Origin of the sequence: Algorimicrobium algoritergicola (genome assembly GCF_008086165.1) — a bacterium.
Classification (GTDB): Bacteria; Bacteroidota; Bacteroidia; order Flavobacteriales; family Flavobacteriaceae; genus Algorimicrobium; species Algorimicrobium algoritergicola.
On record NZ_VSKL01000001.1, the window covers coordinates 1,065,317 to 1,080,947 of the forward strand.

General features: G+C 35.1%; 9 protein-coding genes. 6 read left to right on the forward strand and 3 right to left on the reverse strand.

Going from position 1 to position 15,631, the window contains the following annotated elements:
* Positions 1-61 precede the first annotated feature (61 nt).
* On the reverse strand, positions 62-3,010 hold the full coding sequence (locus ES675_RS04960) for a GH92 family glycosyl hydrolase (protein ID WP_148367284.1): 2,949 nt from the start codon (positions 3,008-3,010) through the stop codon (positions 62-64).
* A gap of 104 nt (positions 3,011-3,114) precedes the next feature.
* Between ES675_RS04960 and ES675_RS04965 the strand changes: the two genes are divergently transcribed.
* From ES675_RS04965 to ES675_RS04990, 6 genes are all read left to right on the forward strand, one after another.
* A complete protein-coding gene (locus ES675_RS04965; protein WP_066249022.1) occupies positions 3,115-5,385 on the forward strand; it encodes a beta-N-acetylhexosaminidase in 2,271 nt (756 codons plus the stop codon).
* A 1-nt stretch (position 5,386) separates the two neighbouring features.
* Positions 5,387-6,091 (forward strand): copper homeostasis protein CutC, encoded by a 705-nt coding sequence (locus ES675_RS04970; protein ID WP_066249027.1) that lies wholly within the window; start codon positions 5,387-5,389, stop codon positions 6,089-6,091.
* Positions 6,088-7,284, forward strand: a complete 1,197-nt coding sequence (locus tag ES675_RS04975) for a PNGase F N-terminal domain-containing protein (RefSeq protein WP_066249030.1) — start codon at positions 6,088-6,090, stop codon at positions 7,282-7,284. Before ES675_RS04970 ends, ES675_RS04975 begins: the two co-directional genes overlap by 4 nt.
* Complete coding sequence (locus ES675_RS04980; protein ID WP_066249033.1) at positions 7,284-9,746, forward strand: beta-mannosidase; 2,463 nt, start codon at positions 7,284-7,286, stop codon at positions 9,744-9,746. Before ES675_RS04975 ends, ES675_RS04980 begins: the two co-directional genes overlap by 1 nt.
* A gap of 73 nt (positions 9,747-9,819) precedes the next feature.
* Positions 9,820-11,055 (forward strand): metallophosphoesterase, encoded by a 1,236-nt coding sequence (locus ES675_RS04985; RefSeq protein WP_066249036.1) that lies wholly within the window; start codon positions 9,820-9,822, stop codon positions 11,053-11,055.
* 97 nt (positions 11,056-11,152) lie between these two features.
* The gene (locus ES675_RS04990; protein WP_066249039.1) at positions 11,153-11,449 is read left to right on the forward strand and encodes a thioredoxin family protein; all 297 of its coding nucleotides are present in this window, start codon (positions 11,153-11,155) and stop codon (positions 11,447-11,449) included.
* Here ES675_RS04990 and ES675_RS04995 read toward each other — a convergent pair.
* Together ES675_RS04995 and ES675_RS05000 are read right to left on the reverse strand one after the other, a co-directional pair.
* Positions 11,446-12,114 (reverse strand): polysaccharide deacetylase family protein, encoded by a 669-nt coding sequence (locus tag ES675_RS04995; RefSeq protein ID WP_066249042.1) that lies wholly within the window; start codon positions 12,112-12,114, stop codon positions 11,446-11,448. The two genes, ES675_RS04990 and ES675_RS04995, sit on opposite strands and share 4 nt — an antisense overlap.
* 5 nt (positions 12,115-12,119) lie before the next feature.
* A complete protein-coding gene (locus ES675_RS05000) occupies positions 12,120-15,488 on the reverse strand; it encodes a glycosyltransferase family 117 protein (protein ID WP_066249046.1) in 3,369 nt (1,122 codons plus the stop codon).
* Positions 15,489-15,631: the final 143 nt, after the last annotated feature.

Here is a 15,631-nt window from a genome sequence, read left to right on the forward strand (position 1 = left end):
AAGCAGGAATCTATATTTTAGTTAAATTCATTTATTAGATTCCTGCTTTCGCAGGAATTTGTTATTTAATACTAATCTCATCAATAAATAACCAACTTCTACCATCATCGGCATAACCTAAATGCCACTTTGGAAGTTCGCCTAATTTTTTGGCAATGATTTTTATATATCTATAATTTTTGCCAGATTGTTTAAATGTTACGCTTTGCATATCCACTTCATCTGTTGGTGTAGTTTCCCCAAAGGTATACGTTCCAATTTCTTCATAATTTTGTCCATCTTTTGATGCTAGACAAATCACTTCCGTTGGATAAAAAATCCAAGAGCGTTGGTCTTTTAGAAAATTGGTAGTCACAGAATTTACAGGTTTCTCGCTTGCCAAATCAACAATAGCAATTACATCTTTATTTTGGTATCCTTGCCATGTTCCAGTTCTGAAATCTCTAGCGCCTACTATACCATCAATAAGCGCATTGGGTCCACCACCATTATATTGGTTGGCATATTCAGACTCTAATGTTAATGAAATGTTTGGATCAATTTCATAAAATTGCGTCGTTATTTCAGCACTTTTAAGATTGTTTTTTTTAGAATAAACCGTTAATACGGCAGGTTTTGAAATCGTGAAAGGCGTTTCGTAGATTTTAAATTTCCCATCATTCAATCGATAGAAAATGGCTGCTTCCGAATCTGCATTTTCTAAAACCACTTCCGTTTGTTCTTTAAATGCGACATCTCCTTTAGCAATAAATGGTGACGCTACAATAAGATGTTCGTCAATACTTGTTTTTGGTTCCTGACCTTCTTCTGTTCCCCAAGACGTTGGCTTACTCGTCATATTAAAAACCAATGTACCACCTTTTATAATGTCTTCATGCGTAATGAATGTTTGGTTGAGCGCCACATCATTTAAGGTAACACTTTCAATATACATATTGGTGTCGCTTAAATTTTCAGCAAGAATGGTGAAGTTTTTACCACTTTCTAAATTGATGGTGGCTTTCTCAAAAAGAGGTGTTCCTATAATATAATCGTTGCTTCCTGGTGTAACGGGGTAGAATCCCATGGACGAAAATATATACCAAGCACTCATTTGGCCGCAGTCTTCATTTCCTGAAATACCATCTGGTGTGTTGGTGTATAATTCGGTTAGAATCTGATGAATTTTCTCTTGTGTTTTATGTGGTTTATTTACGAAGTTGTATAAATATGCCATGTGGTGACTCGGTTCGTTACCATGTGCATATTGTCCAATTAACCCTGTAATATCCACTTGATGGCGGCCGGAAGTTTCGGATTCTGCTACAAACAATTCATCTAAACGTGCTTCTAATTGGTCCTTACCGCCAAGCAATTTCATAAATCCTGATACATCTTGAGGAACGTAAAAACTGTATTGCCATGAATTAGCTTCGGTGTAATTAAAATTCACTTCATACGGATCAAAAGGCGCAAACCAGGTGTTTCTAAAACGACCACGCATAAATTGCGATTCAGGATCGAATACGTTTTTATAATATTGAGCACGTTCTAAATAGGTTTTATAATCATCATCTTTTCCTAGGGATTTTGCCATTTGCGCAATGGTCCAATCATCATAAGCATATTCTAATGTTTTTGAAACAGATTCGCTTTCTTCTTCCACAGGAATAAACCCGAACTCCTTATAGCTTTTTAAGCCTAATTTATCACGTGTGGCAGAGTGTTTCATAGCTGTAAAAGCCTTTTCAATATCGTAATTTTTAATCCCTTTTAAATAGGCGTCAGCAATTACTGGAACCGCGTGATAACCAATCATACAACCTGTGTAATTTCCGCTTAAATCCCAAATCGGCATGATACCGCCTTCATCATATTTTGCTAAAAAGGTGTTTATAAAATCGTTGGTTCTGTCCTGTTCAATAATGGTGTAAAGTGGATGTGCAGCACGATAGGTGTCCCAAAGTGAAAATACGGTGTAATAATCAAAATCTGTAGTTTGGTGAATTTTTAAATCCATTCCACGATAGCGTCCATCCACATCTTGATATAAGTTTGGTGCAATCATGGTGTGATATAGGGCTGTATAAAAATTGGTTTTATAATCTACATTTTCACTTTCTATTACAATTTTATTCAGCTGTGCTTCCCACGTTTTTTGAGCTTCGGTTTTGACTTGGTCGAATGTTTTTTCGCCAATTTCTTCTTGTAAATTTTGTTTGGCTCCAACTTCATCAACTGCAGAAATACCGATTTTTACCTCGAGGACTTGGCCTTCATTAGCTTCAAATTCAAAAGCTGCCTTTACGTGTTTACCTTCAGCTATATCATTTAAAAAAACCATGTTTTTAAACGGCCTCGAAAATTGAATATTGTAAAATAACATCTGATTGGTTGCCCATGCTTTGGAATGTCTAATACCACCAACTTCTGTGTTGGAATAAACGGTAGCATTGGAGTTTAGAACTTCATCCCGATGCTCTAAATCTAAAATAACTATCTGTTTGCTATTTTTAGGAAATGTGTATTTATGAATACCACTACGTTTGGAAACGGTAAGTTCTACATCAATATTCGTAGAATCTAAATGCACTTTATAAAACCCAGGTTCTGCTATTTCATTATCATGAGAAAAATGTGCGCGATAGCCTTTTTTGCCATCGGCTCCATTATTAAATTCGACGTTGTTAGTTGGCATTAATAAAATATCGCCATAGTCTGAAACACCAGTTCCACTTAAATGGGTATGAGAAAATCCGTAAATGTATTCATCTGAATAATGATAGCCTGAACAGCCATCCCAGCCGTCCAGTCTAGTGTCTGGTGAAAGTTGCATCATCCCGAAAGGCATGGTGGCTCCAGGATAAGTGTGGCCATGACCACCTGTTCCAATAAATGGATTAACGAAACTGGTTAAAGGTTTATCGCTTTCAGGACTAGTTAATTTTTTTTCTTCATTCTTACATGAAGTCCCTAATAGTATGAGTAAAAAAACTAAAAAAAAGTTACGCGTTAATTGGTCGTGTTTCATTTGCGGTTGAAATCAAATTAGGTAATAACTTATTATAAGATTATTATCTAAATAAAGTAAATAAGTAATAAATTAGTGAAATATTAAACCTCTAATATACTAAAATGCAGTTCAAGTCATCCCTAGTTTGTTTAGTTTTTGTGAGTGTCATTTTTAGTTGTTCTAATAAAACAATAGAACCCACATTACCACAAATAATTCCTATCCCTTCAAGTCAAACCATGGAGCAAGGTTATTTCATTCTCTCTAATGACACAGGTTTAAATTTTGATGAAGAATTTTCCGTAGCTGGAAATTTTTTGAAAAATTATATTGAATCTGGAAGCGCGTTCAAGTTAAATCAAGGAAATGATATTGTATTTGAAAAAGATGAATCCATAATAAATGAAGAAGGATATACTCTAAACGTTTCGTCAAACCGCATCCTGATTAAAGCGAAAACTGGAAAAGGTGCATTTTATGCCGTTCAAAGTTTACGTCAATTATTACCTGTTGGTTTAGAAAATAGCTCATTTTCAGATTCCGAAATAATTGTCCAAAACATAACCATCCAAGATGAACCCAAATTTGTGTATCGTGGGATGCATTTAGATGTTGGTCGTCACCTATTTTCTGTCAATTTTATCAAGAAATACATTGATGCGTTAGCCCTGTTAAAAATGAATACCTTTCATTGGCATCTTACCGAAGATCAAGGTTGGCGTATTGAAATAAAAAAATATCCAAAATTGCAAGAAATTGCAGCCTATCGTGATGAAACACTCATAGGTCATTACAACACACAACCTCAAAAATTTGATGGCAAACGCTATGGTGGTTTCTATACCCAAGAAGAAATTAAAGATGTTGTGGCCTATGCTACAGCGCGATTTGTAACCGTAATTCCGGAAATTGAATTACCAGGTCATTCTCAAGCGGCTATTGCTGCTTATCCGAAATTGGGTTGTACAGGCGAACAAGTAAAAGTAGCAACAAAAGGTGGTGTTTTTGAGAATATTTATTGTCCGAAAGAAGAAACCTTTACCTTTCTAGAAGATGTTTTTGATGAGGTTTTGGAATTATTTCCAAGTAAGTATATACATATTGGTGGTGATGAAGCTCCAAAAACACGCTGGAAAAACTGCGATCATTGTCAGGCTTTAATTAAAAAAGAAGGCTTAAAAGATGAACACGAGCTGCAGAGTTATTTTATTTCTAGAATTGAGAAATATTTGAATAGTAAAGGCCGTCAAATTATTGGTTGGGACGAAATTTTGGAAGGTGGTTTAGCGCCAAATGCTACCGTTATGTCTTGGCGTGGTTTTGAAGGTGCTATTGAAGCTGCTAAACAAGGTCACAACGTTATTTTAACTCCAGGGTCTCATGCTTATTTTGATCATTACCAATCAGAAAATAAGGATGAACCCGTTGCTATTGGTGGTTTTTTGCCATTAGAAAAAGTGTATAGTTTAAATCCTATTCCAGATGAGTTAACGGAAGAAGAAGCTAAATATGTACTTGGAGCACAAGGGAATGTTTGGACGGAATATATCCCAACTTCCGAAAAAGTGGAGTATATGGTTTTTCCACGAATATTAGCGCTTGCGGAAGTCGTTTGGTCTGGGTCAGAAAATAGAGAATACAAAGAGTTTGTTTCTAGGGTTGAGAATTTTCATAAACGCATGGACGCTTTAGATATTAATTATGCCAATCACTTATACGAAATTGAAGGTAACATGGTAACTGATGGTAATGAAGCGGTGTATGAATTGAAAACGGCAACTGCTGGAAAAGTAATTCATTATACTTTGGATGGTTCTGAGCCGACTATAAATTCGGAAATTTATAAAACAGGAATTCCTATTACTAAAAGTGAAAACATAAAGGCGATAATTTTTGCCAATGAAAAACCCTTAGGAACCACATATAATCAAACTATTAATTGGCATAAAGCACTTGGGCATAAAATTACTTTGGATGTACATCCTCATCATGCTTATACCGGAAGTGGTTCAGGCGGTTTAGTTAATGGTGTTTCTGGAAGCAATGAACGTTATGGCGATAAAGAATGGTTAGGGTTTTGGGGCGAAGATGTTGAAATCACAATCGATTTGGGCATTAAAACCGATATCAGTTCTATTTCCACGCGTTTTCATAATGGCAATGGACAGTGGATTTATGCACCTGAAAAAATAGAAATTGAACTGGATAATGACCAAATTTTTGAAGTTGCTGTTCCAACTTCAGAAAATTTATTAGCACCAGTCACGTTTACACAAAAAGCTACAACCCAATTCATAAAATTGAGAATTTCTAATTATGGAATTATTCCGGAAGGCAAACAAGGTTCTGGAAATCCAGCTTGGACATTTATCGATGAAATAATCGTAAATTAATATGCTACTAGAAATTTGTGTCAATTCTTACCAATCTGCTATAAATGCCGAAAAAGCAGGAGCACAGCGTATTGAGCTTTGTAGCGAATTAGCGGTTGGTGGTATAACACCAAGTTACGGGCTTATTAAACAGGTGGTTGAGGTGCTTTCTATTCCTGTTTTTGTTTTAATCCGACCACGTTCTGGAAATTTCACCTATTCGGAGGCCGAGTTTAACATTATAAAAAAGGATATTGAAATCTGTAAAAAATTAGGTGTTCATGGTATTGTTTCTGGTGTTTTAAATGAAAATAATACAATCGATTTACAACGAACCCAAGCGTTATTTGAATTATCAAAACCAATGTCATTCACTTTTCATCGTGCGTTTGATTGTGTTCCAAATCCCATGGAAGCTTTGGAACAATTAATCGCTTTAGGTGTTCAACGAATTCTAACATCTGGATTAGAACCTTCTGCAGAAAAAGGTCTGGATATGTTACTGAAATTGAATGAGAAAGCCGAAAAAAGAATCATTATTTTAGCAGGATCTGGAATCAATGCGGAAAACGCGTCTAAATTTAAAGATGCTGGATTACATGAAATTCATGCTTCGGCTTCCACAGTTCTTTCAACCAAAAATAATCATGCCTACTTCGGAAATACGCAACAAACGGTTTCTTCCGTAGAAACTATAGAAAACATATTAAATAAAATGCATTCATGAAATTAAAATATCTTCCTTTATTTTTTTTACTAATTGTAGCTTGTCAAAAGCCTTTAAAACCAATAGGTGATAAAGAAATTACGGTTTTTAAAGACACACACCTTTATTTTGATATGGCTTTTAAAAGCGATAGTATTCAACCAACAGATTCTATTATTCGTTTGGATGCTGGTCGCGTTTTATTAAAGAAAGTCACCTTGCCTAATTATCAAAAGCAGGCGCACGTAACCGTAAAGATGAGGCTGACTTCTAATGGTGATCCTTGGGATAAATCGGGTTCGTTATTTGTGATTCCTACGACTTCCGATTTGAATTTATTAGATTTTGAAAGCGAGACATTAACAAAAGAACAATTTTCAAATGAAGCTCCCGGAATTGTTTCAAAAAAAATAGATGATAAACTATACGAACCAAATATTGAATTGTTGCGTTTTATGACACCTTTTGGTGTAGGTTTTTTTAATGATAACGAACGTGTAGCAGCTTTAAAACCCGTTTATATTCCAGTTTGGGAAAATAATGTCCAATGGGAACAGGATATTACCCAACTATTACCTGTTTTAGAAAACGAGGTTTATATTGGTGTTTTTATTGATACGTGGACCAAGGAAGGATATAAGCTTTCGGTAAGTCTAGATTTTGATGAAAGCGATATTCCAAATCACATAAAAAAAGAACAGAACGTCATTTCCGTCGTCAATACCAGTAAATATGCTGGTGCGCAACAATTTTATGATGCGTTTCATAAAGGGGATTTGCAAGTAGATTTACCAGTTGATGAAACACTAAAAAACGCCAAATTATATTATATCACAACAGGCCATGGTGGTCATGCCGAAGGTGATGAGTTTACAAAAAAAGAAAACATAATTAGTTTTAATGGTGAAGTTATAAAGCAGTTTGTGCCATGGCGAGATGATTGTGCTACCTTTAGACGATTTAATCCAACATCAGGTGTTTGGACAGAAAAAACAACTTGGAAAGGTGAAGAAATAGAAGAACGGATTGCATCATCTGATTACTCACGATCCAATTGGTGCCCTGGAAGTGACGTAAAACCTGAAATTATAGAACTCGGTAATATTGAAGCAGGGCAACATACATTTACGTTTTCCATTCCGGAAGCACAAGCTATTGAAAATGATAACATAAACTACTGGATGGTTTCGGCTTATCTGGTTTACGATAAGTAATGAAATACGTTCTCTATATTGGCTTATGTTTAATTATTTTGGGATGCCAAAAGCAATCTGATGTACCAGAAACACGGTTATTGCATGATAATTGGCGATTTAAATCTAGCGATAAAACCGATTGGTTAACGGCACAAATTCCAGGAAATGTATTTTCTGATTTGTTAGATAATGCAGAAATTCCAGATCCTTTTATTGGTACTAATGAAGATTCTGTGCAATGGGTTTCTAAAACCGATTGGGAATATCAAACAACTTTTCAAGTAGACTCCAAAACGTTACAAAAAAGACATATTGAATTGAATTTTGAAGGTTTAGATACTTACGCTTCGGTGTATTTAAATGATTCATTAATTCTAAAAACGGCCAATGCGTTCCGTGAATTTTCTGTAGATGTGAAACGGATTCTAAAAGTTGATAACACCTTGCGTATTCTTTTTGAGAATACAACAAAACACGAAGAAGCCGCAAAAGCCCATCTAAACTATACACTACCTGAAGGGAATCGTATTTTTACCAGAAAAGGCCAATTCCAATATGGTTGGGATTGGGGACCAAAACTGAATACGTCTGGAATTTGGAGACCTATAAAATTGGTGGCTTGGAACACGGTGAAAATTCAAGATATCTACATAAAACAACAGAATTTACAGGATTCTGTGGCAAAACTGGAATTAGATTTGTCTGTTCAAGGTGATGATACATCCGGTTTGGCATATCATATTTATGTGAATGATGAATTGAATTCGGTTTATTCGGCTGAAAATAAATCGATAATTCCATTCGAAATTAAAAACCCGAAACGTTGGTGGCCACATAATTTAGGGGAACCCTATTTATACACTATTAAAGTCATTGTTGAAAAAGACGATGCGATTTTAGATTCCATGTCGGTAAAAAAAGGTCTGCGCACTATTAAGTTAATTACGGAAAAAGATAGTTTAGGTGAATCTTTTTACTTTGAGGTAAACGGCAAATCTGTATATGCCAAAGGCGCCAATTATATTCCGCAAAATAGTATGCAAAATAAAGTAACGGATGCGCATTATAATAGCCTATTAAATGATGCGGTAGAAGCAAACATGAACATGCTACGTGTTTGGGGAGGCGGAATTTATGAGAATGCTATTTTTTATGATTTATGTGATGAAAAAGGCATCCTTATCTGGCAAGATTTTATGTTTGCATGTGCTATGTATCCTGGCGATTCTGGATTTCTAGAAAACGTACAACAAGAAGCCATTGATAACGTGAAGCGTTTACGAAACCATGCTTCCATAGCACTATGGTGTGGTAATAATGAAAATTCAGAAGGTTGGCATCGTTGGGGTTGGCAGGACGGCAGATCTGAAACCGAAAAAACAGAGATTTGGGATAATTATCTCAAGGTATTCGATTCCATGCTACCCAAAACAGTAGCGACATTTACAGACACGGATTATTGGGAAACATCACCAAAATTTGGACGTGGTAATCCCCAATTCGAATTTCAAGGTGATGCGCACGACTGGTGGGTTTGGCATGATGGCTATCCGTTTGAACATTTTGAAGAGCAAGTACCACGGTTTATGAGTGAGTTTGGATTTCAATCCTTTCCGAGTTATGAAGTCATTAATTATATCAATCAGAATGATTCAGATTCTTTAAATATTACTTCAGAAGGCATTAAAAATCATCAAAAACATAGTAGAGGATTTCAATTAATTGATGACTATATGGCCCGCGATTATCCGGTTCCAAATAACCCGAAAGATTACGTGTATATAAGTCAGCTGCTTCAAGCTTATGGCATGACTAAAGGTATTGAAGCGCAGCGTAGAGCAAAACCCTATAATATGGGCACGTTGTATTGGCAGTTAAATGATTGTTGGCCAGCAATTTCTTGGTCTAGTATTGATTTTTTTGGAAATTGGAAAGCCCTGCATTATAAGGGGAAGCGGAGTTTTGAAAATGTCCTTATTTCTTCGGAAGTAGAACAGGATTCACTTAATATATTTCTGATTAATGATACATTTAAAACTTTTTCAGGAACGTTATCTACAAACATATTGAATTTTTCAGGTGAAGTGATTTGGGGAGATTCAGAAGAAATAATTGTAAAGCCAAATTCAAGTGCCATAAAACAACGGATAGATTTATCTGGGCTTTCATTCAATAAGAACAAAGTGGTTATTGTTTCTAAGTTTCAAGAATCCGAATCATTATTCTATTTAGTAAAACCTAAAGATTTGGAATTACCTGCAAAAGCTATTCAAAAGGAAGTTATTAAAACTAGTGATGGGTTTATGATAACGCTATCATCTAAAACACTTCAAAAAGATGTCTTTTTATTTTGTAATGAATCAGGACACTTTTCCGACAATTACTTTGATTTGTTGCCAAATGAACAAAAACAAATCGTATTTAAAACAGATGCTAAAGTTTTAAATAATTTGAAAATCAAAAGTTTAAATGATTTTTGAATTTTAACACCACCTTAAAAATTGCTTGATATTTTTAGCGATATCTTTGCAATCGCTTGAAAAAATAAAATTTATGTCGCGTTGGATTATTGCTTTAATTATATTTTCAGTTGTCATTTTTGCTTTGGAATTTTATGCCTTTCAGGCACTAAAGGCCATAACTAAAAATAAGCTGATTAAAGGAGTCTGGATTATTTCGGCTATTGCCATTTATGCCTATTTCCTGTATGTATTATATATCACGCCTAGAAGTGCTGGTCAAACCAACACGTTTCAATTGGCAGCTGGGTTTATGATAACGTTTTTAATTCCAAAATTATTTTTGGTAATAATCATGTTTGGCGAAGATGTATTTCGTGTGTTTAGAAAAGGCTATTCGTGGGTGTCACCAGGTGTAACGGCAGATTTTGAAAGTCGTCGGATTTTTATTGCTAAAATAGCTTTGGGCCTAGCAGCCATTCCATTTGCGGCCTTTATTTATGGTATTATTCAAGGACGTTATAATTATAAAGTTTTAAAATATCAACTCACTTTTGACGATTTGCCAGAAGCTTTTGATGGTTTTAAAATCACACAAATTTCTGATATTCATTCCGGGAGTTTTACCAGTAAAGAAAAAATCCAATATGGTGTAGATTTAATCAATCAACAGGAAACGGACCTCATGTTGTTTACAGGCGATTTGGTAAATAATATGGCAACAGAAATGGATGATTGGATTGATATGTTTAAAACCTTGGATGCGCCATTTGGTAAATTTTCCGTGTTAGGAAATCATGATTATGGTGATTATGTGGAGTGGGATTCACCTGAAGCTAAAGTTAGAAACTTCCAAGCTGTAAAAGATCTTCACCCCAAAATTGGATTCGATTTGTTATTAGATGAACATCGATACATAGAAAAAAATGGTCAGCGATTAGCATTGATAGGTGTTGAAAACTGGGGAAAAGGCTTCAATCAAGCTGGCGATTTACAAAAAGCATCCGCAAACGTATCCAAAGATGACTTTAAAATTTTGATGACACATGATCCATCACATTGGGAATATCAAGTGAAAGCTGACGATTTTAATTATCACTTAACCTTAAGTGGTCATACACATGGTTTGCAAATGGGTATTGAGATTCCAGGTTGGTTTAAATGGAGTCCCTCACAATATATTTACAAACAATGGGCAGGATTGTATCAAGAGTTTGGACGGTATATTAATGTGAATCGTGGATTTGGTTATCACGCGTTTCCTGGACGTGTTGGCATTTGGCCAGAAGTAACCGTAATTGAGCTTAAAAAGGGCGTGAAAAACGGTTAAATTGATGTGTTTGAGCATCTAGCTTAATCGATTGTTAGTCAAAATAAAAAAAATTACGTAGGTTTGTTATAGCACATTTGGCTTAAACTGATACTGTATGTCAAAATTTGGGGAACTTATAGATGTTAATATTCCTGTTTTATTAGATTTTTTCACGGAATGGAACGACCAATCAACAGCTATGCATGCGGTATTGCGAGATGTTGCAGCTGCACTTGGTGACAAAGCAAAAGTCATTAAAATTGATGTTGATAAAAATAAAGAATTAGCCGAAGCGCTTCGGGTTAAAGGCTTACCAACATTAATCATCTACAAAAATGGTGAAATGAAATGGCGCCATAGTGGTGAACAAGATGCCAACACACTTATAGGCATTATTCAAGAATACATTTAAATAGGTAGCGTTTTAAAGCTATATCCTTTTTCTGAAAAGTGCGCAAGTACTTTAGGTAACGCATGCATGAGGTTTTTAGAAGCTTTCACGCTATCATGGAACACAATAATACTTCCTGGTTTTGATTCATTAATAACATTATTATAACAGGTTTCTGGAGCTGTTTCTTTTTCCCAGTCAAAAGACAAAATACTCCAAGTAACAACTGTATATCCTAATGCTTTCAGGGCTTTACCTTGACCAGGTTTTATTTGTCCGTAAGGCGGTCTAAATAGACGTGAAGTATGTGCGTCTTGCATAGCGATTTCGGACTTTTTCAATTCAAAATTGATAATTTTTTGTGCTTCATGGATATCCGAAATATAATTTTCTACAGATGTACGCCAACCTTTTAAATGTGTATTGGAATGGTTCCCAATTCGATGACCTTCATTCAGAATATTATGAAAAATATCGGGATGTTTCTGGATGTTATTGCCAATACAGAAAAATGTTGCTTTTGCTTGATATTGCTTTAAAGTATCTAGTGTCCATTGGGTAATTTCTGGTGTCGGACCATCATCAAACGTCAGATATAATACCTTTTCAGAAGTAGAATACTCCCAAACATAGTCTGGGAGTATTTTTTTAATAATAGTTGGTGTTTTAACAGGAACAATTCCCATAATGTTTATTCTTCTGGCACAATACTTAAGGTGTCTGATTGCAACATATCAACATCTATTGGTTCTGGTCGTTCTTCAATTTCGGGTTCAACATCAGGAACTTCATCACCACCATAAAAATGACTGAATAGATTTAAGAAATTTGAAAACGTCTTGGTTTCGGTTTTAGCAAATTCTTTATCATACGTAATCACAACATCCACAATACTCTTATAGCGTTCAATGTCTGTATAAATTTTCTCGAATACAAAACGTTGTTGCTCCTCATCAAGCTTGCTGTAATAGGTTAAATTTTCTTGATATTTTTCAGCGACATCCATAAAGAGTTTGCGTGCTTTTTCTTGCGAATCAACTTCATAATAAGCACTAATATAGGGTTCTAGTAACGTGTAATACCCAAAGTAATCTACTGGCATATTATCCATGGCAATGTCAGCAATTTCTTCTGCTTTTTCAGGTTGGTCTTCATTGATTAATTGTTCAATTAATCGGGCTAAATTCCCACGATATGTAATGGAGTTTTTACGCGTTTCTACATCGTGATAAATATCTGGACTCCCACTATTTCCCCAATCCCAGTTTTTAACCTTGTTATACATAAAATCACTGTCAACGCGACCCATATCGAAAGGATTGGCTCTGTTAACTGGTGTTTTTATTGGAACTAACTTATAAACCATTCCATCTAATTGTAAGTAGTCTTTCATCCAGATGTAATCGTCGTTTCCAAAAGCACCACCTGTAAAATAAATAGGACGTTTCCAGTCGTTTGTTGAAACGATATCTAACATCAATAAACGATTTTTGTAAATGGCGCCATCGGTTATTTTTACATCTAAATAGTCTTCAATTTTATCGGCATCTTTCTCTTTAACGATACCGTATTTCAATACATTTTCTTTGTTTACAGGCACGCGAATATTTTCAACAGGAAAATAATTCGACTTCTGGTATTGAATCGGATAGTAACTTGGATCCTCGCCTCGCATTTGTAAAATGTAACTCATTTTTGTCTTCGGATTATCACTACTTACAAAATCCATAAAATCTTTAATAAGTAATGTATCCTTGTTCATTACGCGTTGCGGTCTTCCTTGCGCATCTCTATATTCAATTTGTTTAGGAACATAGTCACGCGTACCCGAACGGTATTGCTCATGTGTTAATGTTGAAGGAATAGGGTCACTATCATAAGCCTTACGTTTCATTTGGTCTATATACCAATCCGTTTGGAATAAACTGGTGTTTACAACTCGAACATCGGTTCTGTAGCCTTCAATTTCTTGGGCATACCATAAGGCAAAGGTGTCATTATCACCAATGGAGAATAAAATACCGTTTTCTTCACAAGAATCCAGATACATTTTTGCCATGGCACGCGCTGTATATTTATCAGAACGGTCATGATCATCCCAATTATTGGCAGCTAAAATGCCTGGAACCAGAATTAGGCACAGGATGGTGACGGCTGGCGCTAAAGCTTTCGATTTGATCTTTGTTTTAAGCATATCCACTATAGCATATACGCCAAAACCTATCCACAGCGCAAACACATAAAAGGAACCAACTAAAGAATAATCTCGTTCTCGCGGTTCAAATGGTCTCACATTGGTATAAACTTGAATGGCTAATCCTGTAAAAAGGAAGAAAACCAACATCACCCAGAATAATTTTTTGTCTTTATTATAAAGAAAGAATAAACCTATTAGGCCGAGAATAAAAGGTAAGAAGAAATAAGTGTTTCGAGCTTTGTTGTTTTTTACATCACTTGGTAAATCAGTTTGTGGCATGCCTAAATGCCATTCATCAACAAAACCAATACCACTTAACCAATTACCATTAAAATCATCTAATTTTCCTTGCACATCATTTTGTCTTCCAACAAAATTCCACATAAAATAACGCCAATACATATAACCTAATTGGTATTCTAGCATATAGGCTACGTTGTTACCTAGTGAGGGTTTTTCAATATCAATAATCTGACTGTTTTGTTTTAAAAATTTATGATAATCTTCATAGTCTACCATACCATTGGCAACTTCATTTTTAAAGTTGTTAACTGCGGCCCGTAGCTCATTTTCCATTTGGTATTCGGGTTTCAGTTTGAAATCCAAATACCCAGTAAAAATCATATAATTTTCTGCGTTTTCGCCACTCCACATACGTGGTAAAATAGAAGCATGATCCGAATTATAATTCTGACGTGCTTTTTCCCAGTCGTTTATAATAACATATTTCCCTGTTTCTAGGTTCTTTTCATAATTTGGTTTATCATCAATATACGGTTCGTTTTCATCTAGTCCAGAATATTGATCGCTAAATTGTGGTCCATAAAACAGATGTGTTTCTGGGTATTGCTCCAAATTATAATAAGCTAAAAGTTCGCGTGCATCACTCGGGTCATTTTCATTAATAACCACATCTGCATTGGCACGAATAGGTAACATAAGCCACGACGAAAAACCTATAATAATAAAGGTAACGCACAAAAGACCTGTGTTGAGGTGTTTGTAATTTTTATTGCGTGTGTATCTTAGTCCAAAAAATATGATGGCTATTAAAGCGATTCCGGCAAAAATAGTTCCCGAATTAAAGGGTAATCCTATAGAATTGACAAAGAAAATTTCCGTAGCACTAAAAATACGTAGAATATTAGGTGCTAATAATTTAAATATAAAAAGTAAAATAGCTACAGAAACCACATTGGCAATAATGAAGTTTTTTATGGTGACCGTTTTATAATTTTTAAAATAATAAATTAATCCAATAGCTGGAATGGTTAATAATCCCATAAAGTGAACACCAAAGGATAAACCAATGATAAAAGCGATTAGAATGAGCCAACGGTTTCCTCTAGGGTTGTCCATATCGCGTTCCCAACGAAGACCTAACCAGAATAAAACAGACATAATTAATGTTGCCATGGCGTAAACTTCCGTTTCAACGGCATTAAACCAGAAGGAATCGGTGAATGTAAACGCTAAACTTCCTACTAAAGCACTCCCTAAAATTGCAATTTTTTGGGTTTTGTTAAGAGTTTTTGGTTCGCCAACTAACTTTCTTAATAAAAGTGTAATGGTAAAAAACATGAATAAAATAGTAAAAGCACTCGCTACAGCACTCATCATATTTAGCATAAACCCGACTTGCGAAGGCTCCAAAGCAAACATAGAAAAGAAGGCGCCAAACATTTGAAATAGTGGTGCTCCAGGCGGATGACCAACTTGTAGTTTGGCTGATGTTAGTATGTATTCGCCTGCATCCCAAAAACTTACAGTTGGTTCAACTGTTAGTCCGAAAGTGATGAATGCGACTAAAAAAGCGAACCATCCTAAAATAGTATTCCACTTTTTAAAGCTAATATGTGTCATGTAATTGCAATTTTTAGATGAAGCGAATTTAACAATAATTATCAAATTTGACATGCTTTTAAGGAAACGTTAAGTATTTAGATAATTTTTTATTCATAAAATGCTTGCGCAAATAAATAATTGTTTTAAATTTGCATCCTCAA